The sequence below is a fragment of the Acidovorax sp. FG42 genome, from assembly GCF_057809195.1.
In genome coordinates this window covers 95,374-116,449 of record NZ_JBMDJM010000020.1, presented here as the reverse complement: position 1 = coordinate 116,449, position 21,076 = coordinate 95,374, and the positions used below count along the sequence as shown (strand labels likewise).

General features: G+C 65.4%; 20 protein-coding genes. 11 read left to right on the top strand and 9 right to left on the bottom strand.

The genetic code is table 11. The features are described 5' to 3' along the window. Together ACODSM_RS19155 and ACODSM_RS19150 are read left to right on the top strand one after the other, a co-directional pair. Positions 1-425 (top strand): electron transfer flavoprotein subunit alpha/FixB family protein (locus ACODSM_RS19155; RefSeq protein ID WP_488806546.1); only part of this gene is annotated, 425 nt, incomplete at its 5' end. Between the two features lie 127 nt (positions 426-552). Next, positions 553-1,536 (top strand): tripartite tricarboxylate transporter substrate binding protein, encoded by a 984-nt coding sequence (locus tag ACODSM_RS19150; protein WP_488806545.1) that lies wholly within the window; start codon positions 553-555, stop codon positions 1,534-1,536. Positions 1,537-1,571: 35 nt separating this feature from the next. Here the strand turns inward: ACODSM_RS19150 and ACODSM_RS19145 are convergent, their stop codons facing one another. Beyond that, on the bottom strand, positions 1,572-2,417 hold the full coding sequence (locus tag ACODSM_RS19145; RefSeq protein ID WP_015012602.1) for a MurR/RpiR family transcriptional regulator: 846 nt from the start codon (positions 2,415-2,417) through the stop codon (positions 1,572-1,574). A gap of 255 nt (positions 2,418-2,672) precedes the next feature. Between ACODSM_RS19145 and ACODSM_RS19140 the strand changes: the two genes are divergently transcribed. The 4 genes from ACODSM_RS19140 to tal all read left to right on the top strand — a co-directional run bounded on the left by ACODSM_RS19140 (position 2,673) and on the right by tal (position 8,015). After that, positions 2,673-3,701, top strand: a complete 1,029-nt coding sequence (locus ACODSM_RS19140; protein ID WP_121943770.1) for an ABC transporter substrate-binding protein — start codon at positions 2,673-2,675, stop codon at positions 3,699-3,701. A 96-nt stretch (positions 3,702-3,797) separates the two neighbouring features. Then, positions 3,798-5,948 carry an ABC transporter permease gene (locus ACODSM_RS19135; protein WP_235511552.1) on the top strand — a complete coding sequence of 717 codons (2,151 nt, stop codon included), beginning with the start codon at positions 3,798-3,800 and terminating at the stop codon, positions 5,946-5,948. 26 nt (positions 5,949-5,974) lie between these two features. Beyond that, positions 5,975-7,057, top strand: a complete 1,083-nt coding sequence (locus ACODSM_RS19130; RefSeq protein WP_444825990.1) for an ABC transporter ATP-binding protein — start codon at positions 5,975-5,977, stop codon at positions 7,055-7,057. Between the two features lie 7 nt (positions 7,058-7,064). After that, positions 7,065-8,015: a transaldolase gene (gene tal / locus ACODSM_RS19125; protein WP_116748975.1), complete on the top strand. Its 951-nt coding sequence runs from the start codon at positions 7,065-7,067 to the stop codon at positions 8,013-8,015. 932 nt (positions 8,016-8,947) lie between these two features. On the opposite strand, the gene ACODSM_RS19120 is transcribed toward tal, so the two are convergent. Both ACODSM_RS19120 and ACODSM_RS19115 read right to left on the bottom strand, forming a co-directional pair. Then, positions 8,948-10,345, bottom strand: a complete 1,398-nt coding sequence (locus ACODSM_RS19120) for a sensor histidine kinase (protein ID WP_476018718.1) — start codon at positions 10,343-10,345, stop codon at positions 8,948-8,950. Between the two features lie 178 nt (positions 10,346-10,523). Next, positions 10,524-11,240 carry a response regulator transcription factor gene (locus ACODSM_RS19115; protein ID WP_015012608.1) on the bottom strand — a complete coding sequence of 239 codons (717 nt, stop codon included), beginning with the start codon at positions 11,238-11,240 and terminating at the stop codon, positions 10,524-10,526. A gap of 174 nt (positions 11,241-11,414) precedes the next feature. Between ACODSM_RS19115 and ACODSM_RS19110 the strand changes: the two genes are divergently transcribed. The 5 genes from ACODSM_RS19110 (at position 11,415) to ACODSM_RS19090 (ending at position 16,715) form a co-directional block, all read left to right on the top strand. Then, the gene (locus ACODSM_RS19110; RefSeq protein ID WP_015012609.1) at positions 11,415-12,665 is read left to right on the top strand and encodes an ABC transporter substrate-binding protein; all 1,251 of its coding nucleotides are present in this window, start codon (positions 11,415-11,417) and stop codon (positions 12,663-12,665) included. Between the two features lie 57 nt (positions 12,666-12,722). Then, positions 12,723-13,907 carry a carbohydrate porin gene (locus tag ACODSM_RS19105; protein ID WP_488806544.1) on the top strand — a complete coding sequence of 395 codons (1,185 nt, stop codon included), beginning with the start codon at positions 12,723-12,725 and terminating at the stop codon, positions 13,905-13,907. Positions 13,908-14,243: 336 nt separating this feature from the next. After that, positions 14,244-14,852 (top strand): hypothetical protein, encoded by a 609-nt coding sequence (locus tag ACODSM_RS19100; RefSeq protein ID WP_015012762.1) that lies wholly within the window; start codon positions 14,244-14,246, stop codon positions 14,850-14,852. A gap of 23 nt (positions 14,853-14,875) precedes the next feature. Then, complete coding sequence (locus ACODSM_RS19095; RefSeq protein WP_488806543.1) at positions 14,876-16,225, top strand: tetratricopeptide repeat protein; 1,350 nt, start codon at positions 14,876-14,878, stop codon at positions 16,223-16,225. Between the two features lie 73 nt (positions 16,226-16,298). Then, positions 16,299-16,715, top strand: coding sequence for an IrmA family protein (locus ACODSM_RS19090; RefSeq protein WP_488806542.1), 417 nt, complete (start codon positions 16,299-16,301; stop codon positions 16,713-16,715). Positions 16,716-16,855: 140 nt separating this feature from the next. Here ACODSM_RS19090 and ACODSM_RS19085 read toward each other — a convergent pair whose 3' ends face one another. From ACODSM_RS19085 to folE, 6 genes are all read right to left on the bottom strand, one after another. Further along, on the bottom strand, positions 16,856-17,527 hold the full coding sequence (locus ACODSM_RS19085; protein WP_422848854.1) for a histidine phosphatase family protein: 672 nt from the start codon (positions 17,525-17,527) through the stop codon (positions 16,856-16,858). 123 nt (positions 17,528-17,650) lie between these two features. Further along, positions 17,651-17,869, bottom strand: coding sequence for a hypothetical protein (locus tag ACODSM_RS19080; protein ID WP_488806541.1), 219 nt, complete (start codon positions 17,867-17,869; stop codon positions 17,651-17,653). 84 nt (positions 17,870-17,953) lie between these two features. Then, positions 17,954-18,802, bottom strand: coding sequence for a DUF429 domain-containing protein (locus ACODSM_RS19075; protein WP_488806540.1), 849 nt, complete (start codon positions 18,800-18,802; stop codon positions 17,954-17,956). Continuing rightward, positions 18,799-19,680, bottom strand: coding sequence for an EamA family transporter (locus ACODSM_RS19070; protein ID WP_252659360.1), 882 nt, complete (start codon positions 19,678-19,680; stop codon positions 18,799-18,801). The genes ACODSM_RS19075 and ACODSM_RS19070 overlap by 4 nt, the downstream gene beginning before the upstream one ends. A 225-nt stretch (positions 19,681-19,905) precedes the next feature. Next, on the bottom strand, positions 19,906-20,328 hold the full coding sequence (locus ACODSM_RS19065) for a BLUF domain-containing protein (RefSeq protein WP_015012755.1): 423 nt from the start codon (positions 20,326-20,328) through the stop codon (positions 19,906-19,908). A gap of 2 nt (positions 20,329-20,330) precedes the next feature. Next, complete coding sequence (gene folE, locus ACODSM_RS19060) at positions 20,331-21,056, bottom strand: GTP cyclohydrolase I (RefSeq protein ID WP_110959683.1); 726 nt, start codon at positions 21,054-21,056, stop codon at positions 20,331-20,333. Between the last annotated feature and the right edge of the window lie 20 nt (positions 21,057-21,076).

Here is a 21,076-nt window from a genome sequence, read left to right as displayed (position 1 = left end):
CAGCAGATGCCGGCAAGAGCAGCTTTGTGGGCAGCGAAATCGCCAAGAGCGACCGCCCCGAGCTGACCGCTGCCAAGATCATCGTCTCCGGTGGTCGTGCGCTGGGCAGCAAGGAAAAGTTCGACGAAGTCATGACGCCCCTGGCCGACAAGCTGGGCGCCGCCCTGGGTGCCAGCCGCGCGGCGGTGGACGCAGGCTACGCACCGAACGACTGGCAAGTGGGCCAGACGGGCAAGATCGTGGCACCGCAGCTGTATGTGGCCGCCGGTATCTCGGGTGCTATCCAGCACTTGGCGGGCATGAAGGACTCCAAGGTGATCGTGGCGATCAACAAGGACCCTGAGGCGCCGATCTTCAGTGTGGCCGACTACGGGCTGGAAGCGGATCTGTTCACGGCTGTGCCTGAACTGGTCAAGGCCGTCTGAGCCCCGCAGATCACAGGCACAGCCCATTCAATGGGATCTGAGTGCTATAAAAAATATAGCTTTTGGCGCTTGTTCGACGAGTGCTGAGGCTGCTTTTTATACCTATAAATCAGCAGGAGACAAAACCATGACCACATTCCTTTCCCGTCGCAGGCTTGTCCAGGCCACCGGCGCAGCGCTGGCCAGTGCGGCATTGCCAGCACTGGCCCAAACCAGTTGGCCCAGCCGCCCGATTCGCATCATCGTGCCGTACACGGCGGGCGGGTTTACCGACCAGATGGCGCGTCTGCTGACGGTAGGCCTGCAAAAGCAATTCGGTCAGTCGGTTGTCATCGACAACAAACCCGGCGCGAACAGCATCATCGGCGTGGATGCCGTCGCCAAGTCCACCCCGGACGGTCACACCTTTGGTGTGGTCATTCCGGCCTTTACCGCCAACACCACGCTCTACCCCAAGCTGCCCTACAACCCGCGCAAGGACCTGATGGGCGTGTCGCTGCTGGGTGTTTCTCCGTTGGTGGCGGCGGTGGCGCCCAATGCACCGTTCAAGACGGTGAAGGAACTCGTGGCCTATGCCAAGGCCAACCCGGGCAAGGTGAGTTTTGCCTCATCAGGCACAGGCTCTGCCGCGCACCTCACCAGCGAGCTGCTCAAGTCACTGACCAAGACCTTCATGGTCCATATTCCTTACCGCGGCGCAGCCCCGGCGTTGACGGACTTGCTCGGCGGCCAGGTGCCCTTGTTCCTCGACCCTCCGCCCAACCTGATCCAGCCCGCCAAGGCAGGCCGCATCACCCTCATCGGCGTAGCCAGCGAAAAGCGCTTGCCCATGCTGCCTGACGTGCCGACCTTCATCGAGCAAGGCGTGCCCGGCATGCTGGGCAGTACCTGGGCCAGCATGATTGCACCCGCAGGGACGCCGCGCGACGTCGTCAAGCGCATGTCGGACGCCGTGAACGCCATCATCCAGAGTGATGAAACCAAGGCCAAACTCGACACCATGGGGACCTTTGGTGAAGGCACCACGCCCGAGGCGTGCGACGCTTTTCTTGCGGCCGAAACGACCAAGTGGGGCAAGGTGATTCGCGAAGCGGGTGTCACGCTGGACTGAGAAGGCGTGGGCCGGCCTGGCCTGACGGCCAGGATTTACGCGTAACGCTTGGCCCGCAGGTTTTCCTTCATCTGCTGCAGGATCGGCTGCAGCGAGCTGCCGATGCGCAGCGCCACGCAGGTGGCCAGCACGTCGATGATGAGCAAGTGCATGAGGCGAGACACCATGGGGCTGTAGCGGTCGTAGCCCTCGGGGTGGTCGGCCGCCAGATGGATCTGGCAGGTGCTGGCCAGGGGCGAGCCGCTGGCGGTGATGACGATGGTGGTGGCGCCGTTGCGGCGGGCGATGTCTGCCGCGTCCATCAGGTCGCGGGTGCGGCCCGAGTTGGAGATGATCACGGCGCAGTCGCCTGGCCCCAGCAGGGTGGCGCTCATCACCTGCATGTGGCCGTCGCTGCTGGAGATGGAGGTCACGCCCAGGCGGAAAAACTTGTGCTGCGCGTCCTGCGCCACGATGCCCGAGTTGCCCACGCCGTAGAACTCGATGCGCTTGCCCTTCTTCCAGGTGTCCGCAATCGCGTCGGCCGCACGTTCGATGGCCACGGTGCTGGCCGCGTTGCGGTATTGCAGGAACGCTGCCACGGCGTTGTCCACCACTTTCACCAGCACATCACCGGTCTTGTCGTCGGCATCCACACTGCGGTGGATGAAGGGCACGCCTTCGCTCACACTGCCTGCCAGCTTGAGCTTGAAGTCCGCCAGCCCGTCGTAACCCATGCTGCGGCAAAAGCGCACCACGGTGGGCTTGCTCACATGCGCGCGCTCGGCCAGCTCGCGCACGGGCAGGCGGGCGAAGGTGCGGGGGTCGGTCAGCACCAGCTTGGCCACGCGCTGTTCGGCGGGGGCCAGCGAGGGCAGGGAGGCGGTGATGCGGTCGAGCATGTCAGTCTGTGAAGGCAGGGCAGGCTGCGCAGGGGGCCTTGGAAAGGGCTTGGGTGGACGCTTCATCTACCGGCTGTGTGCGCGGTGGTGGGGCCATCTGCGTTTAATGTAACTCGGTTCCCAAAGGTATGGGGTCCGCGCAATCCCTGCCTTTCAACCTGCTTGCACGGGGCCTGGGCGTTTCCCCCCTGGCTCGGGCAGGCCCTGCACGCATAGCATCCTCCATCACGTTATCCAGATACTGAGGAGCCTTCCATGCGCAAACCCTTGCTGACAAAACTTCTGGCCGGTGCGGCCCTTGTGGCCGCTGCATCGGGCAGCTGGGCCCAGGGCCAGGTCAACATCATCTGCTCGGTGCAGGCCGAGTGGTGCAACCTGATGTCCACGGTGTACGCCAAGACCACTGGCACCAAGGTCAACATGACGGCCAAGGGCTCGGGCGAGGCGCTGGCGCAGCTCAACGCCGAGCGCGCCAACCCCAAGACCGACATCTGGTTTGGCGGCACAGGCGACCCGCATCTGCAGGCGGCCGAGCAGGGCCTGACGCTCGAATACAAGTCGCCCCAGCTGGCGCAGCTGTACCCTTGGGCACAAAAGCAGGCGGCCGATTCCAAGTACCGCACCGTGGGCGTGTACCTGGGCCCGCTGGGTTTTGGCTACAACAAGGAGCTGCTGGCCAAGCGCAAGCTCAACCCGCCCCAGTCATGGGCCGACCTGCTCAAGCCCGAATTCAAGGGCGAGGTCCAGATGGCCAACCCGGCCTCTAGCGGCACCGCCTACACCATGATCGCCACGCTGGTGCAGATCATGGGCGAGGAAAAGGCGTTTGAATACCTCAAGGCCCTGCACCCCAACATCAGCGCGTACACCCGTTCAGGCACGGCGCCTGTCAAGGCGGTTGCACGCGGCGAGACCACGGTGTCCGTGAGCTTCGTGCACGACGTGACCACCGAGGCGGTCAACGGCTTCCCAGTGGGCTCGGTCACACCTTCTGAAGGTACCGGCGCCGAGGTGGGCTCCATGAGCATCGTCAAGAACGGCCCCAACACCGAGGCCGCCAAGAAGTTCTATGAATGGGCGCTCACGCCGGGTGGTCAGCAGTTTGGCCTGGCGGCCAAGCAGTTCCAGCTGCCCAGCAACACGCAGGTGCCCAAAGACCCGCGCATGACCGATCCGGCCAAGATGAAGCTCATCAACTACGACTACGCCAAATACGGCGCCAGCGCCGAGCGTCGCCGCCTGATTGCGCGCTGGGAAAAAGACGTGCAAAACGCAACGCGCTAAGGGGTGGTGGTGTCGGCAGCAGCGGCGGCGCACGCAACCCTTCGGACCAGGACTCCCGGTGCCTCGGTCAACCGGCCCTTATGGGTCTGGCTGGCCATGGGCGTGCTGGGGTACCTGGTGTTCCCCTGGTATGCACAGCAGGACGCCAATGGCCTGCTGGCGGTGGGCCAGGTCTTCAGCAGCGAGCAGGCGGCCAACGGGCTGATGCAGGCGGCCTTGTTCGGGCGCCCCTGGCTGTGGCTGGGCCTCGCCGGGCTGGTGGTGGCGGGCCTGGGGGCCTGCCTGCCCGCCGGGCGCAAGCAGGGTGCCCTGCTGGTGGCGGGGGGTGCGCTGGGGCTGGCGGCCCTGCTGCTCAGCGGCTTTGCGATTGGCGCGCGCGGCTGGGCGTTTGAATGGATGAACAACAGCCTGGGCGAACTGGGCGCGCGCCAGCCCGGCATGGGCTGGGGCGGGTTTGTGGTGCTGTCGGCGCTGCTGGTGCTGCTGTCTTTTGGGGTGGCGCGGCGCGGCTTCTTCAAGGGCGACCTGTTCGTGGCGGCTGCAGTGGTGGGCTGTGGCAGCCTGCTCGCGCTGTTCATCGTGTTCCCGGTGCTCAAGGCGCTGTCGGCTGCGTTTTTTCTGGAGGACGGCCCGTTCTCGCTGGCCGTGGTGTGGGAGCGCATCGCGCACGAGCGCAATTTCAGCCTGTCGTGCCTGGCGGGCGGCCAGCGCTGCGGTGTGGCCTGGAACACGCTGTTCCTGGGCTTGATGACGGCCACCAGCACCACGCTGCTGGGCACCTTCATGGCGCTGATGGCCGAGCGCGCATCGCGCCGCTATGCGCGGCCGCTGAACATCGTGGCGCTGCTGCCCATCATCACGCCGCCGTTTGTGGTGGGCCTGGGGCTCATCCTGCTGTTCGGCCGTGCGGGGGTGTTCAACCAGTTTCTGGAATACGCGTTTGGCATCACGCCGTCGCGCTGGTTCTACGGCTGGCTGGGCGTGTGGGTGGCGCAGACCTTTGCCTTCACACCCATTGCTTTCATGATCATGCGTGGCGTGGTGCAGGGCGTGGCGCCCAGTCTGGAAGAGGCCGCGCAAACGCTGCGTGCCAGCCCGCACCGCACCTTCATGACCGTGACCCTGCCGCTGCTCAAGCCGGGCCTGGCCAATGCGTTTTTGGTGGGCTTCATCGAAAGCATGGCGGATTTCGGCAACCCCATCGTGGTGGGCGGGCAGTTCTCGGTGCTGTCCACCGAAATCTTCTTTGCCATCGTGGGTGCGCAGTATGACCAGGGCCGTGCCGCGTCGCTGGCCTGGATCCTCACGTTCTTTGCGCTCACCGTGTTCGCCATCCAGCGCGGCTTGCTGGGCAAGCAGAACTTCACCACTGTATCGGGCAAGGGCGATGCGGGCATCGCCATGCCGCTGCCGACGGGCGTGCGCCGCGTGGTGCACTCGATTGCACTGCCCTGGATGGCGTTCACCCTGATCGTGTACCTGTTTGCGCTGGCCGGTGGCTTTGTGCAGACCTGGGGGCGCGACTACACCATCACGCTGGCGCATTTCCGTACCGCGTTCAGCGTGGAATGGGGCGAGTTTGGTGTGGTGTGGGCGGGCACGGCGTGGAACTCGTTCTTCACCACGCTCAAGCTCGCCGCCATCTCGGCGCCACTCACGGCCACGCTGGGCATCGGCATTGCGTGGCTGCTGGCGCGCACCGAGTTCCGGGGGCAGGGCGCGTTCGAGTTTGCAGCGCTGCTGGCTTTTGCCATTCCCGGCACGGTGCTGGGCGTGAGCTACATCCTGGCGTTCAACGTGCCGCCGTTCGAGCTGACGGGCACCGCCCTCATCATCGTGTTGTGCTTCATGTTCCGTAACCTGCCGGTGGGCGTGCGGGCGGGCACGGCGGCGTTCAAGCAACTCGACCGGTCGCTGGATGAGGCGTCCGTCATGCTGCGCGCAGGCAGCGTGCAGACGCTGCGCCATGTGGTGCTGCCGCTGCTCAAGCCCGCGCTGGTGGCTGCACTGGTCTACAGCTTTGTGCGTGCCATCACCACCGTGAGCGCGGTGATCTTCCTGGTCACGGCCGAGAACGAGCTGGCCACCACCTACATCATCGGCCGCGTGGGCAATGGCGACTATGGCGTGGCGCTGGCGTACTGCACGGTGCTCATCGTCCTTATGTCGGCCTCCATCGGACTCATTCAGCTGCTGGTGGGTGACCGCAAACTGGGCCGCCGTGGAGCCGCTCCCGCTGCGCACTGACCCCCTCTGAAAAAAGAAAACACGCCATGAACAACAATGACGCGGGCATCGTGTTCCGCAACATCACCAAGCGCTACGGCAGCGACAGCAGCGCGGCCCTGGCCGTCAAGGGCATCAGCTTTGAGGTGCCACGCGGCACGCTCACCACCATCCTCGGCCCTTCGGGCTGCGGCAAGACGACCACCTTGCGCATGATTGCGGGGCTGGAATCGCCCACTTCGGGCGAGATATTCATCGCAGGCCAGGACGTGACCACGCTGGGCCCCGCGCAACGCAACGTGAGCATGATGTTCCAGAGCTACGCGTTGTTCCCGCACATGAATGTGGTGGAGAACGTGATGTACGGCCTGCGCATGTCGGGCCAGCCCAAGGAGCAGGCTCGCACCAAGGCCGTGGAGGCGCTGCGCGGCGTGGGCCTGGTGGGCTATGACGACCGCCTGCCCAGTGAACTCTCGGGTGGGCAGCAGCAGCGTGTGGCCCTGGCCCGTGCGCTGGTGCTGGAGCCCGAGGTGCTGCTGTTTGACGAGCCCTTGTCCAACCTCGACGCCCGCCTGCGCCGCGAGATGCGCGAAGAGATCCGTGCGCTGCAGCAGCGCCTGTCGCTCACGGTGGCCTACGTCACGCACGACCAGGCCGAGGCCATGGCGGTGAGCGACCAGATCATCGTGATGAACCAGGGCCTGATTGCGCAAAAGGGCTCGCCCCGTGCACTGTATGAAACCCCGCACAGCGAATTCGTCGCGGGCTTCATGGGCGAGGCCATGCTGTTCCCGGCCGTGGCCGACGCTGACGGCACGGTGGCGCTCGGCCCACTGGTGCTGCGCCCCCGCATGGCGGTGAAGAGCGGCCCGGTGAAGGTGGCGGTGCGGCCGGAGGCCTGGCGCATTCACCGCCAGGGCGAGGGCCTGCTGCCCGCGCGGCTGGGCAAGCGGGCCTACCTGGGCGCCGTGTACGAATACACCTTCGAGACCGCGCTGGGCCACATCTTTGTGGTGTCGTCCGACCTGGACGATGTGCTGGCTGTGGGCGACGCGGTGCAGCTGAGCCTGGGTGCCCACGGCGTATCAGTGGTTGGTAGTACCGAAGGCGCCCGGACCAATGCGGAATAATGGCGCCATGACGAACCAACTCGACGCCCTCAAACAGTTCACCACCGTGGTTGCCGACACCGGCGACTTTCTGCAACTGGCCCAGTTCCGTCCGCAGGACGCCACGACCAATCCCTCGCTGATTCTCAAGGCGGTGCAAAAGCCCGAATACGCGCCGCTGCTCAAGGACACCGTCGCCAAGTGGCAAGGGCGTGCGATGGACGAGGTGATCGACCGCCTGCTGGTGCGTTTTGGTTGCGAGATCCTGACCCACGTGCCCGGCCGTGTTTCCACCGAAGTGGACGCCCGCCTGAGCTTTGACACCAGCGCCACCGTCACGCGCGCCGAGCGCATCATCGAGCTGTACCAGGCCGAAGGCATCCACATCGACCGCGTGCTCATCAAGATCGCGGCCACGTGGGAAGGCATCCAGGCCGCCGCCCAGCTGGAGCGCAAGGGCATCCACACCAACCTCACGCTGCTGTTCTCTTTTGCCCAGGCCGTGGCCTGCGGCCAGGCCAAGGTGCAGCTGATCTCGCCCTTTGTGGGCCGTATTTACGACTGGTACAAGAAGCAGGCGGGTGCGAGCTGGGACGAGGCCGCGCGCGCGGGCGCCAACGACCCGGGCGTGCAGTCCGTCACGCAGATCTACAACCACTACAAGCGTTTTGGCATTGCCACCGAGGTGATGGGCGCGAGCTTCCGCAATGTGGGGCAGATCACGGCGCTGGCCGGGTGCGACCTGCTGACCATTGCGCCCGAGCTGTTGGCGCAGTTGGCTGCGAGTGATGCACCGTTGCAGCGGGCGTTGGATGCGGAGGCTGCCAAGGGCATGGACTTGCCTGCGGTGAACTATGACGAGGCGGGGTTCCGGTTTGCGCTGAATGAAGATGCGATGGCGACCGAGAAGCTGGCTGAGGGGATTCGGGCGTTTGCGGTGGATGCTGTGAAGCTGGAGAAGCTGATCCTCGCGGCTTGAGGTTTGTTTTTGTATTGGGGCGGCTGGTGCCTGGGGTGCAGGTGCTGGCCGCTTTTGTTTTTGGCTATTCGCAAGGCTACTTGCTTATCAGGTGGTGTGCCTGGTTTGAGTGCGGAGGCCGGGAGTCGCCCGGCTTGCGAGTAACTTTCTTTTGCTTCGCCAAAAGAAAGTCACCAAAGAAAAGGCGACCCCCAGTCTGCGACCCCTTCGCTGTGCGAAGGGGCAAACCTGCGGCGGGGCGGTTGTGGGGTGCGCCGTGGAACTCGCTCTGCGCTGGCGCGCGCCGCTCGGACAGCCACGGCGAGTCAGAGCACGATGCACGCGCGCTCCGACGCGCGTGCCACCCCACAACCGCCCCGCCGCAGGCGCAGCCAGCAGGGGTGGGGCAGCCGAACAGCCGAACAGCCAACATCCATTCGGGCCATCGCTTTGCCCGGCCCAGGCTGCGCAGCGCGCGGCGCTTGCCCCCGCGATTCGGGGCCGAGCGCAGCGATGGCCCGTGTGGATGTTCTGCTCCCCTGGCCCCTCTGGATGCGCCGAGGAGCGCAGGGTTTGGCGGATCAGGGCTCGCGTGTGTCTGAGCGACGCGCAGCGGCGCGAGTTGAGCGAGACCCCGCCAAACCCGAGCACCGCAGGTTGCCCCGGAGCGAAGCGCAGGGGACGCAGACAGTGGGGTCGCCTTTCTTTTGGGTACTTTTCTTTGGCGAAGCAAAGAAAAGTGCCTCGCCTGCCGGGCGACTCCCGGCCTCCGCCCTCAAAGAAGGCATGCCATTCGATGCGCACAAGCCCCCAAGACTCAGCGCGCACACCAGACGCGTGAAACCGTCAATTTCCGCTGGAAATCTTCAGCCCCGAAGTGATGGAGATCACTATAAAAATCATAGCTGCCAAGGCATGAAACACTGGCGCACCCAGCCAAAAACACCAAAAACTCACCCCGCAGGCAGCCGCATCCCCACCCGCAACCCCTTCGGCACCATCCCCTCCGCCACGGTCCGCCCTCCGTGCCGCAGCGCGATCTCTTCCACGATCGAAAGCCCCAGCCCACACCCTCCTGCCTTGTCCGACCCGCGCCAGAACCGTGCAAACAAATCGCCCAGGTGCTCGGCCGGCACGCCCGGCCCGTCGTCCTCCACCACCAACAGTGCCCAATGCCCGGGCTCTTCATGGCCCACGCGCACCGTCACCGTGGCGCCGGGGCCTGCGTAGTGCAGCGCGTTGTCGATGAGGTTGTTCAACGCCTCCCGCAGCAGCAGCGGGTGGCCCTGCGCGGGCAGGTGGTCCACGCCCTCGTAGCCCAGGTCCATGCCCTGGGCCAGGGCGCGGGCGGCCCATTCGCGGGCCACCTCGCGGGCCAGGGCGGCGAGGTCGATGGACTGCATCTCCACGTTCGACTCCGAGCGCGCCAGCTGCAGCAGTTGGTGCACCAGGTGGGCGCTGCGTTGCGCGGCCGACAGCACCTTTTGCAGGCGGGCCTGCACGGCGGGTTCGTGGCTTTCGTGCAGGGCCAGCTCGGTCTGGCCGATCAGGCCGGCGAGCGGCGTGCGCAGCTGGTGGGCAGCGTCGTTCAGAAACCGCTTTTCCTTTTGCTGGCCGCGCGCCACGGTCTCCAGCAGGCGATTGATGGTGCTGGCCAGCGAATGCACCTCCTGCGGGGCAGATGTCAGCTCGATGGGTGGCAGGGGCGTGGTGCCCGTGTGGGGCTGTGCGCCTGCACGTTCAATTTGCGCCTCCAGGCGCTTGAGGGGTTGCAGGCCGCGCAGCACGCCGGCGTACACCACGGCGCTCAGGGCCAGGCCCATCAGGCCCATGGGGAGCACCATGCGCTCCAGCAGCTCCTGCGCAATGCGCTCGCGCACCGTCAGGCTCTGGGCCACCTGCACGCGCAGGCGCTGGCGGGTGGAGGCGGTGCCGTAGTCCACGTCCAGCAAGGCCACGCGCACCGGTTTGTCGTCCACCCGCGCCTGGTACAAAAACGCCTCGCCCACCGCCACATCGACCTGGGCGGGCGGTGCTGGCAGCTGCGCGTTGCCCAGCAGAAAGCGGCCGGGCGGGGACGACACCATGTAGGTGATGCGGTCGGCTGGGTCCTGCTCCAGGATGTCCTGCGCGGCCTTCGGAAAGTCCACCAGCAGCCCGTCGCCAATCGGCTTGATCTGCCGCGCCAGAGCCCGCACCGACTGGGTCAGCGTCTGGTCAATGCCCTTCTCGCCGTTCTGCAGCGCAATGCGCCAGGCCAGAAACCCGCCCGACAGCCACAGCACCAGCTGCGGCAGCAGCAGCCACAGCAGCAGCTTGCGTTGAAGAGAGACCCCAGGTACGTGGCGCATGTCAGAGAACCCCACTGCGGGAGGTGGTGAAAGCCCGCAACGCGTGACACTGGCGCGGCCGGGGCGCGGGATGCCGAGCAAGGACCGCCCCGCAGCGAGGGCATCGTCCCCCTGCCCGCGCAGCGGAGCGAAGCGAGAGTGGGGGGAAGGCGCGCAGCGACTCAGGGGGGTGTGCCATCTACGGCTTGTTCAGCATGTACCCCAGCCCCCGGATATTGCGGATCACCAGGTTGGACTGGTCGAGCTTCTTGCGCAGGCGGTGCACATACACCTCCAGCGCATTGGAGTTCAGCGGGGCGGCGGTCTGGCCGGGTTCGGGCGGGCTGGCGCGCCAGGCGGCCAGCACGTCGTCGCGGGTGACGACTTCGCCGCAGCGGTGGGCCAGCAGCTCCAGCAGCTCCCACTCGCGCTGGGTCAGCTCCAGCAGGTCGCCGTTCAGCGCGGCGGAATGGCTGGCGTGGTCCAACACCAGCGGGCCGATGGTGGTGTTGGCAACGCCTGCGGCGCTGCTGGCCTGGGTGAAGGCGGGCTGGCGCGCACGGCGCAACATGGCCTGCAGGCGGGCCTGCAGCTCCTGCATGTTGAAGGGCTTGGTGATGTAGTCGTCGGCCCCGGCGTTCAGGCCCAGCACACGGTCATCGACGCCGTCGCGGGCAGTAAGGATCAGCACCGGCAGGCCGGCAATGTGCGCGCGGGCCCAGGTCAGCAGTTCCATGCCGTCGGCGCCGGGCAGGCCCAGGTCCAGGATGATGCCGTCCACCGCCTGCGTCTGCAAAAGCGCCATGGCCTGCGCCACGCTGCTGGCGGTGCAGACGCTGTAATCGAGTTGCTTGAGCTGGCCGGTGAGAGCGTCGAGCAGGAGGGCGTCGTCTTCGACAATCAGTATCGTGGCCATGGATTGAGCATAACAAAGGCCCCTGCAACGGGCCCTCTGTGGGGCCGCTGCGACTCTCAGGGAAAGCCCTGAGAATTAAATTAATTATTGTAATTAAAGTACCGACTGCGCTGAACGGCACCGGTATCACGGCGCAGCAACGGATTCTGAAAACAACGTCGAGGAGACAAGGGTATGTGGAAAATGACAAAGATCGCCGCACTGGCGGTGGGCCTGGCGGCCGCGATGTCTGCCAGCGCGGGGGAGGTCGAGGTCCTGCACTACTGGACATCGGGCGGCGAGGCCAAGTCGGCTGCCGAGCTCAAGAAGATCATGCAGTCCAAGGGCCACACCTGGCGCGACTTTGCCGTGGCTGGGGGCGGTGGCGACAGCGCCATGACGGTGCTCAAGAGCCGCGTGATCTCGGGCAACCCGCCCTCGGCCGCCCAGGTCAAGGGCCCGGCCATCCAGGAATGGGCGTCCGAAGGCGTGCTGGCCAATGTCGATGCACTCGCCAAGACCGAGAAGTGGGACGACGTGCTGCCCAAGGTGGTCGCCGACGTGATGAAGTACAAGGGCAGCTACGTGGCCGCCCCCGTCAACGTGCACCGCGTGAACTGGCTGTGGGCCAGCTCCGATGCGCTCAAGAAGGCGGGCGTGGCCAGCATGCCCAAGACCTGGGACGAATTCTTTGCCGCAGCCGACAAGCTCAAGGCCGCAGGCCTGATCCCCGTGGCGCATGGCGGCCAGAACTGGCAGGACTTCACGACCTTTGAATCCGTGGTGCTGGGTGTGGGCGGTGCCAAGTTCTACCAGGACGCACTGGTCAAGCTGGACGACAAGGCCATCAACAGCGACACCATGAAGAAGTCGCTGGAGACCTTCCGCCGCATCAAGACCTACACCGACCCCGGCGCTCCCGGCCGCGACTGGAACTTGGCCACGGCCATGCTCATCCAGGGCAAGGCAGGCTTTCAGCTGATGGGCGACTGGGCCAAGGGCGAGTTCATTGCCGCCAACAAGGCGCCGGGCAAGGACTTCCAGTGCGCGGCCGCACCGGGCACGGCCAATGCGTTCACCTTCAACGTGGACTCGTTCATCCTGTTCAAGCTCAAGGATGCTGCAGCACAGAAGGCGCAGAGCGACCTGGCCAGCTCCATCATGAGCCCTGAGTTCCAGGAGGTGTTCAACCTCAACAAGGGCTCGATCCCTGTGCGCACCGGACAGAAGATGGACAAGTTTGACGACTGCGCCAAGCTGTCCAGCAAAGACTTTGCCGACACTGCCAAGAGCGGTGGCCTGGTGCCCAGCGTGGCCCATGGCATGGCGATTGCGCCTGCCACCGAAGGGGCGATCAAGGATGTCGTCAGCCAGTTCTGGAACGACGACAAGGTGAGCGTCGCCGACGCCATGAAGAAGATCGCGGCCGCCGCGAAGACCAAGTAAGCCGTGTACGACACACGTACCTACACGCACTAAAACCAACCCCAGAGGGATCCCATCATGAAGACAAGAAACCGCCTCACGGCGGTGGCTTTGGCCGCCGCATGCGCGAATGGCGCCTTTGCTATGGACGTAGCAGGCTTTGAGTTCAACGGCTACTCCCGCGGTGGCCCGGTGTTCAACCACTCCGACGGCGTCAAGGGCAACCTGACGCTGGGCGGCGAGCTGCAGAAATACCGCCTGGGCAACGAGGGTGACAACGGCATCGAAGTCAACTTTGCCAAGGGCTTCGAGGCCGGCGGCATCAACTGGAAGGTGAACTACATGCCCGCCAAGTGGGGCAGTGGCGACATCAGCACCGAACAGGCTTTTGTGGAAATGAGCGGCTTCTCGTTCTCGCCCGAAGCCAAGTTCTGGGTCGGCCAGCGCCGCCTGCGGATCCAGGACGTGCACATCGTCGACTACTTCCTGCTGAACTACGGCGACAACATCGGCGCCGGTGTGACCGACGTGCCTGTGGGCGGCATGAAGCTGGGCGTGGGTGTGTTCTCCGGCGACAAGTTTGACGGCGGCCTGCCCAACAATGTGAAGGCGCATCGCATTAACGCCGACCTGTCTGACATCAACACCAACCCCGGCGGCAAGCTGCGGGTGCTGCTGACGGCTGTGGGGGGCAAGAACCAGGTGGGCGGCGGCTCGGGCTCCGGCATCTCGCTGATGCACACGCAAAAGGAGTTCCTGCTGCCTAGCATCACCAACACGCTGTACCTGCAGACATCGCGTGGCCATGCCCGCATCGACGGGGAGTTTGAGGCCATCGAGGGCACCAGCGCAGGCAAGCGCGCCACCCGCATCGCCGACTCCATCAATTGGCAAAGCGGCCCGTTTGGCGGCCAGGCCCTCATTGGCTACCAGACCAACAAGGCTGACCTGACCGGTGTGGAGACCAAGGACTTCTCGCTGGGCGGCCGTGGCTCGTACGCGTTCACCAAGAACTTCAAGGGCCTGGTGGAACTGTCCACCACCACCCGCAAGGGCAGTGGCCCGGACCAGCGCCTGTCCAAGGTCACGCTGGCGGGTGCCCTGGCACTGAATGAAGACTTCTGGTCGCGTCCCGAGCTGCGTCTGTATGTGACCAAGGCCAACTGGAACCAGGCGGCGGCGGTGGCCAACGCAGGCACCTTTGGCGCCAATGGCAAGACCTCGCGCACGCTGGTGGGCGTGCAGTACGAGGTGTGGTGGTAAGAACCTGCTCAAGATCTTTTCGGGGTCGCACAAGTACCTTGCCGGGATGGAGTGCAAGGCGCGGGGCGCAGTGGATAGCCCGGCTATCCACAAGCGCCGCAACGCCGCAGACCGCCCGGCAAGGCACTTGCCCAAAGGGTTGGAGTGAAATCGGGCGATTGGACGCCCCGGCTGCTTGCATGGGCACGAGCCCATGCAGCGCATCCGAGGCATCCACTCATCCCGATTGCACTCCAACGCGACCCCGAAAAGATCGTAAACACGTTCTTAGGGACACGCTCTGACGCTGGCACCACCGCTGGAGCCCCACCTCACAAACCACCATCCCACCACCGCATGGACATCATCATCCTGGCGATCCTCATCGCCACCGGCACCTTCATGCTCAACGCCAAAGAGCAGCGCAAGCGCATCGCGCTGCTCGGCAAACACCTGGCCAATTACCAGATCGAAAAGCTGATGGAGGCGCTGACCGACGGCTACCTACGCGCCCTGGGTGAAAGCACCGACGAGCGCCGCAGCCAGATTTGGAGCCTGCTGAGCACCACCGAGTCGCAGCTGAGCGAGCAGTTCAGCCGCTTTGCCGCCGACTTTGCCAAGGTGGACGAAGCCCACGCGCGCGTCAGCCGGCTCTCCGTGCCGATACCGTTTGCCGACAAGCTGCTGCCCGCCATGACCTTTGACGTGCGCCGAGCCCTGGCCATCCACGCGCGCGGCATCGCCCATGTGGTGCAGAACACCAGCCACCTGTCGCCCAAGGACCGCGCCTACATGATGACGGCCGAGCTGTTTCTGATGCAGCACACCTGCCACTGGTACTGCAAGTCCAAAACCGTGGCCAGCGCCCGCATGCTGGCGCGGCACCAGACGCCGCACGAACAGCTCGTCGCTTCCGTCTCGGCCGAAACCCGCAACGCCTACCTGACCTTGATCAACGGCGGCTGAGCCCAGCGACCCAACAATGCCCCATGCCATCCTCCACGCACACCCGCATGACCGACAGCCTGGGCAACCCCATCACGCTGCACGACGCCACCAGCGCGACGGCGCTGAATGACTTTGTAGAAGGCTTCATCGCCTGCGAAGCCCGCGCGGTGAACGTGCTGAACGCGGCGGCCGACACCAGCCCCATCGTTCAGGCCAGCTGCGCGGCGCTGCACATGTTTGCCGAATCGGCCGACGCCCCGCGCAACGCCCGCCCCTTCATCGACCAGGCCCTGGCCCGCGCCACAGAGGCCAGCGAGCGTGAACAACGCTTTGTGGCCGCCATCGCCGCCTGGGTGGATGGCGACCTGCCCCGCGCCATTGCACTGCACGAGGAGCAAGCCCGCCTGCACCCGCGCGATCTCGCCTCCCTCAAGCTCGGCCAATACCATTTGTTCAACCGGGGCGACTCGCCCGGCATGCTGCGCCTGGCGCTCCAGGCCCTGCCCGCTGCGGCCGAGGTGCCCTACCTGCACGGCATGCTGGCCTTTGGCTGGGAGCAATGCCACCGCCTGCAAGAAGCTGAAAGCGCCGCACGCCACGCCATCACCCTGTGCCGCAAAGAGCCCTGGGCCCACCACGCGCTGGCCCACGTCATGCTGACCCAGGGCCGCATCCGCGAAGGTACCGACTTCATGGCCAGCGTGAACGACACCTGGACGGGCCTGAACTCCTTCATGGTCACGCACAACTGGTGGCACCAGGCGCTGTTCCTGCTGGAACAAGACCGGCACGCCGAGGTGCTAGCGCTCTACGACAGCCAGGTCTGGGGCGTGGTCAAGGAATACACGCAAGACCAGATCAACGCCGTGTCCCTGCTCGCCCGGCTGGAGCTGGCGGGCGTGGACGTAGGCGACCGCTGGGCCGACGTGGCCGACCACCTGGCGCCGCGCCTGGCCGACCATGTGCTGCCCTTTCTGGACCTGCAATACCTCTACGGCCTGGCCCGCGCCGGCCGCATGGAGGCCGCGCGCACGCTGCAAAACAACATCGCAGCCCACGCTGCCTCCCGCACCGAGGCGCATGAACGCACCGTGTGGCAGCAGGTGTGCGTGCCTGCCGCCCACGGCCTGCTGGCGCATGCGCAGGGCGACTGGGCGACGGCGGTGGAGAAACTGGGCGTGGCTCTGCCCCGGCTGGTGGAGATTGGAGGAAGCCATGCGCAGCGGGATCTGTTCCACCAGATCTGGCTGGATGCACTGCAGCGCAACGGGCAGTGGGGGGCGGTGCAGAACGTAGTGCAGCCGATGGTGAATGGGCAGCCGGAGTCGGTGCGGTTGGCAAGGCAGATCAGGGCGATAAACAGCGTGTTAGGGCTACCGTCGGCGACATAGCGGACTCAGCACCAAGACAGCCGAGCGGTCCTCCACAGAAGCCACCGACATTTTCATGACACAGGAATCTCAAATGAAGCGATTTGCACCAGCGATATTGATCATCCTTTCAGGCCTCGCAGCACAAGCGCATGCCATTGACTTCTGGCATTCCAACACGGTGTGGGCTGGTCAAGGTCAATGTTCTGCTGTGTTTTCTTTTGACAGCGGGATGGAAGAAGTCAAAAACCTGCAGGTAGTGGTGACCGTCTTGAACAAAGCAAATAAACGGGTGGCGTCAGGTGTTCTGGAAATTCCTCGATTCGGGCAATCTGCTGCCGATCGGTACGCTGAGGCGTTTCTGGAGAGCGACGAACTCTGCTCGGATGATCTCGTCATTGTGGTGAACAAGGCAACTGCCGCTATCGATGGCAAACGGACTGACCTCTTAAAGTCAAAAGCACTCGTCATCCGCGACTTCAAGCCATTCAAGATTCGCATCGGCAAATAGCGCCACCCGCCTTCAGGCTGACCATCTAGCAAGTCACCTGCCTCTGGCCTATCGCGTGACCCCGACACGGCGCATCACGGGGAGGTAGCGCAAGCCCAAGCTGCTGGCATTTCATTGCCAACAACAGATGCCACTGCCACTCACCGCACCACCAACTTCGTCTGGTCGTACACCGGCTGCTCCGGCAAATCCGCCAGGTGCCGCACATCGGCCCAGTCCAGCACTTCCACCGCTTCTCCACTCACCCGCACGCGGTTGAGACCCGCGTTGGGAATGTCGCTCTGGCGCGGGCCATCCAGCCCCGTGCCGCGTGCAGTGCGCCAGATCATGTCGAGCACGCCGCCGTGGGTGACCACCATCACGGTCTGGCCGCTGTGCTGCTGGGCGATGCGGTAGACGGCGTCCATCACGCGGGTGTGGAACTGGCGGGTGGTCTCGCCGCCGGGCATGCCGTAGTCGGCTTCAAAGCGCAGCCACTGGTTCCATGCGTCGGCGTGTTCCAACTTGACGTCGTCCACGCGCTTGCCGTCCACCACGCCAAAGTTTTGCTCGCGCAGGGCGCTGTCGGTGAGGGTGTCGATGCGGGCATGAGGGAACAGCACCTGCAGGCTGGGAGTGGCGGTCTGCTGGGTGCGGATGAGGTCGCTGCAAATGAGGTGATGCACCACGGGGCGCTCTGCGGCCAGGCGCTCGGCCAAGCGGCGGGCCTGTTCGTGGCCGGTGGCGTTGAGGGGCACATCCACGTGGCCCTGGAAGCGCAGTTCGCGGTTCCAGTCGGTCTCGCCGTGGCGGATCAGGATGAGTTCGGTCATGCGTGCCATTATCGAATGCATGCACATGATTGCAAGCATTTTTGGCTGCTAGCGCTTATGCAATAAGCGCTGATAGCTATGTTTTTTATAACAACCGCAATCCACCGTCCACCGTGCGGCCTGTCACCGCATGGGCACGATGAGTACCTTGCGGCGCGGCTGGCAGCCGGGGCCTTCGTGGGGGGCGCTGTCGCGCTCCCAGCCCGGGCCGGGCGAGGTTTGCGCGCACACGCGCTGGCCATCGACCAGGCTGCGCCAGTAGTACCAGGGGGCGGGGGCGGCCTGCAGCAGCAGCGGGGCCAGCAAAACCAGCGCGAACCAATGGCGGGGGGCGAAAGGCATGGGCAAACAAAGCATCTAACGTGTCCCGCCCATGCTACGCAGCCTGCGGCGGGCCGATGCCTGGAAAAGCGGCGGAATCGTTGGTCAGGGCTTGTCCGCCGTGACGATCCAGCCTTCGAGTGGATCGAGCCCCGGCGGCAGGCCGTAAAGCGCGTCGCCCTCGGCATGGCGCTGCTGGGCCCAGGCGGCCTGCAGCAGGCACAGCACGGCGTCCAGGCTGTCGCCGCTGGCGTCCTGCACCAGCGCGTCGCGCTGGGCGTGGCTGAGCTTGAGGCGCAGGCCCAGGCGGGTCTGGCCCAGTTCCAGCGCATTCACCAGGTCTTTGCGGGCGATGAGGCGGTCGGGCGTCTGCTTGGCGCGGTCGTCGCTTTTGTAGCTGCGCCGCTGCAGCACTTCGCGCGCGAGCAGGCCGGGGTAGGCCTCCAGCGCCACGCGGCGGGGGTCGCCTTTGTGCAAGCCGGGCAGGTGCACGCCCGCGTCCAGCAGCCGCGGCAGGCCCGCGTGCAGCATGTAGGCCACGGGCGGGTTCACCCATTTCATCGAGGGGCTGGAGCCTGCGGGCCCGTCGGTCGCACGGTGCGCAAACTTGCCGCCCACGGGGCGCGCATCGCAGAACGCCGCAAACTGCGCGCGGATCTGGTCGCGGCTGAGGCTGCGGTAGTGCTGCATGCAGGCGTGCCAGTCGGTGGGCCAGCCCAGCGCCTGCACCAGCTCGCGCGGCAGGCCAAAAGGCAGGTCGAACCCGCCCACCCAGTCGCCGGGCTGCGCCAGCCACTGGCCAAACGTGGCCAGGGTGTCGAACGGCTGCAGCGTTGTGAGCGACACGCGCGCGCCCTGGCGCTGGCCCAGCGCCAGCACGATGGGTTTGCGCCGCGTGGGGCTGCTGGAGAAGTCGCAGCCCAGCAGCAGGGATTGTGGTGCGGCAGCCGTCATCCCAAGGCCAACGCCGTGACGCCTGCCGCAATGCACAGCGCGCCAAAGATGCGCGCCACGCGGTCACCCTCGCCCAGCAGGTGCCCGCCGATCAACGCGGCAAACAGCATGGACACCTCGCGCGCCGGAGCCACGTGCGACAGGGGCGCCTGCTGCATGGCGTACAGCACCAGCACATAGGCCACGGGGCTCACCACCGCCACGGCCAGGGCAAAACGCCACTGGGCCAGCCACAGCGTGCGGGCCGTGGGCAGGTCGCGCAGCACCACCGGCGCCAGCAGGCCCACGCGCACAAAGTTGCCCATGTAATCCACCAGGATGGGCGACATCAGCAAAAACTTGACGGCATAGCCATCGACCACCGTGTAGCTGGCAATGAAGGCCCCCGTCAGAACCCCGTAGGCCATGCCCTTGTGCACCCGTGCCCGTGCGGCAGGGTCGTGCGCGGCGCGCAGCAGGCCCGGGCCGCCCGCGATCAGAAACACGCCCCCCACCACGCCCACGATGCCCAAGGCACCCAGCGCCGAGATCTGCTCGCCCAGCAGCGTGATAGCCACCAGCGACGACAACAGCGGCCCCGAGCCGCGCGCCAGCGGGTAGACCACGGTGAGGTCCGCCACCCGGTAGCCGCGCAGCAGGATGACGAAGTACGCCACATGCAGCAGCCCGCTGGCGGCCACGAAGCCCCACTCCACCGCACCCCACTGCGGCACCGCGTCGCGTCCCAGGTACCAGCCCAGCGGCGCCCAGACGACCATCATGATCACCGAGGTGAAGAACGCAAACCGCGAGTCCCCCCCGGCCTTCTTGGCCACGATGTTCCAGCACGCGTGGATGAGGCCAGCGAGGATGATGAGGGCGAAAGCGGTGAAGGTCACAGGTCAGAAAGAGAGAGGGCTTGAATGCAAAAAGCCGCAGCGCGATGGCGGCTGCGGCTTGGATTGAAGGGCTAGGTACCGCTCACGGCATCTGCGACTGGCGCGGCCCAAGCTGGGGGCCACCGTGCAAGGGCCGCCCCGCCGCACTGGTGGCGTCCCCCTGCCCGCACCGCGAAGTGGTGCGAGAGCGGGGGGAAGGCGCGCAGCGCCTCAGGGGGGTGATCTCTATGCTCTTCCGATGATGGAGGCCGTGGCCATCAACTCTTCGAGCAGCGCAAACGACACCTTGCCCGACACGGAGTACGGGTCCAGCTCGGGCTTCTCGGAATACTTCAGCAGGATGGAGTGGTTGATCTTGGACAGGTTGACCTGGCCCATGGTCCAGCCGCCAAACCGGCGCTCGGCGATTTCTTCGTAGTGCAGCAGCACCACGTCCTTGTGGCGCGGGTCCTTCTGGATGTGGCCGTACAGCTCGCTCACCGCAGAGCGGCCGCCCTCGATGGCTTGCAGGAACACGCCTCCGCCGTAGCACAGCACGCCGGTGATGCCGGAGCCCGGGTTGTGCTGGCGCGACTGCGTCAGGATGGCTTCGATGGCGGCGGGCGAGGTATCGACCGCGCGACTAGCGTAAAGCAGGCGTACCAGCATGGTCAGTTCTTTCCAGGAATAAGGGACAAAAATTCACGGCGCAGGGCGCTGTCCTTGAGGAACACGCCACGCATGACCGAGTTGATCATGCGGCTGTCGTTGTCGCGCACGCCGCGCCAGGACATGCAGAAGTGGCTGGCTTCCATGACGATGGCCAGGCCGTCGGGCTGGGTCTTTTCCATGATCAGGTCGGCCAGCTGCACCACGGCTTCTTCCTGGATCTGGGGGCGGCCCATGATCCAGTCCACCAGCCGCGCGTATTTGGACAGGCCGATCACGTTGGTGTGCTCGTTGGGCATCACGCCGATCCAGATCTTGCCGATCACGGGGCAGAAGTGGTGGCTGCAGGCACTGCGCACGGTGAGCGGGCCCACGATCATCAGCTCGTTGAGGTGCTCGGCGTTCGGGAATTCGGTGATGGGCGGCTGCGCCACGTAGCGGCCACGGAACACCTCGTTGAGGTACATCTTGGCCACGCGGCGCGCGGTGTTGTTGGTGTTGTGGTCGCCTTCGGTGTTGATGACCAGGCTGTCGAGCACGCCCTGCATCTTGACCTCAACCTCGTCGAGCAGCTTCTCCAGCTCGCCGGGCTCGATGAATTCGGCAATGTTGTCGTTGGCGTGAAAGCGCTTGCGCGCGGCGGCAAGGCGTTCTCGGATCTTGACGGAAACGGGCGTGCCTTCGTCCGGTGGGGTGGGCGTCATATCGGCGGCAGGTTGGCTGGACATGGGTGGCATCGTACCAGCGA

What these genes read in the sequence shown, in the direction of transcription:
- ACODSM_RS19150 (WP_488806545.1), top strand. Translation starts at nt 553, where the DNA reads ATGACCACATTCCTTTCCCGTCGCAGGCTTGTCCAGGCCACCGGCGCA.
- ACODSM_RS19145 (WP_015012602.1), bottom strand. Translation starts at nt 2,417, where the DNA reads ATGCTCGACCGCATCACCGCCTCCCTGCCCTCGCTGGCCCCCGCCGAA.
- ACODSM_RS19140 (WP_121943770.1), top strand. Translation starts at nt 2,673, where the DNA reads ATGCGCAAACCCTTGCTGACAAAACTTCTGGCCGGTGCGGCCCTTGTG.
- ACODSM_RS19135 (WP_235511552.1), top strand. Translation starts at nt 3,798, where the DNA reads ATGGGCGTGCTGGGGTACCTGGTGTTCCCCTGGTATGCACAGCAGGAC.
- ACODSM_RS19130 (WP_444825990.1), top strand. Translation starts at nt 5,975, where the DNA reads ATGAACAACAATGACGCGGGCATCGTGTTCCGCAACATCACCAAGCGC.
- tal (WP_116748975.1), top strand. Translation starts at nt 7,065, where the DNA reads ATGACGAACCAACTCGACGCCCTCAAACAGTTCACCACCGTGGTTGCC.
- ACODSM_RS19120 (WP_476018718.1), bottom strand. Translation starts at nt 10,345, where the DNA reads ATGCGCCACGTACCTGGGGTCTCTCTTCAACGCAAGCTGCTGCTGTGG.
- ACODSM_RS19115 (WP_015012608.1), bottom strand. Translation starts at nt 11,240, where the DNA reads ATGGCCACGATACTGATTGTCGAAGACGACGCCCTCCTGCTCGACGCT.
- ACODSM_RS19110 (WP_015012609.1), top strand. Translation starts at nt 11,415, where the DNA reads ATGTGGAAAATGACAAAGATCGCCGCACTGGCGGTGGGCCTGGCGGCC.
- ACODSM_RS19105 (WP_488806544.1), top strand. Translation starts at nt 12,723, where the DNA reads ATGAAGACAAGAAACCGCCTCACGGCGGTGGCTTTGGCCGCCGCATGC.
- ACODSM_RS19100 (WP_015012762.1), top strand. Translation starts at nt 14,244, where the DNA reads ATGGACATCATCATCCTGGCGATCCTCATCGCCACCGGCACCTTCATG.
- ACODSM_RS19095 (WP_488806543.1), top strand. Translation starts at nt 14,876, where the DNA reads ATGCCATCCTCCACGCACACCCGCATGACCGACAGCCTGGGCAACCCC.
- ACODSM_RS19090 (WP_488806542.1), top strand. Translation starts at nt 16,299, where the DNA reads ATGAAGCGATTTGCACCAGCGATATTGATCATCCTTTCAGGCCTCGCA.
- ACODSM_RS19085 (WP_422848854.1), bottom strand. Translation starts at nt 17,527, where the DNA reads ATGACCGAACTCATCCTGATCCGCCACGGCGAGACCGACTGGAACCGC.
- ACODSM_RS19080 (WP_488806541.1), bottom strand. Translation starts at nt 17,869, where the DNA reads ATGCCTTTCGCCCCCCGCCATTGGTTCGCGCTGGTTTTGCTGGCCCCG.
- ACODSM_RS19075 (WP_488806540.1), bottom strand. Translation starts at nt 18,802, where the DNA reads ATGACGGCTGCCGCACCACAATCCCTGCTGCTGGGCTGCGACTTCTCC.
- ACODSM_RS19065 (WP_015012755.1), bottom strand. Translation starts at nt 20,328, where the DNA reads ATGCTGGTACGCCTGCTTTACGCTAGTCGCGCGGTCGATACCTCGCCC.
- folE (WP_110959683.1), bottom strand. Translation starts at nt 21,056, where the DNA reads ATGTCCAGCCAACCTGCCGCCGATATGACGCCCACCCCACCGGACGAA.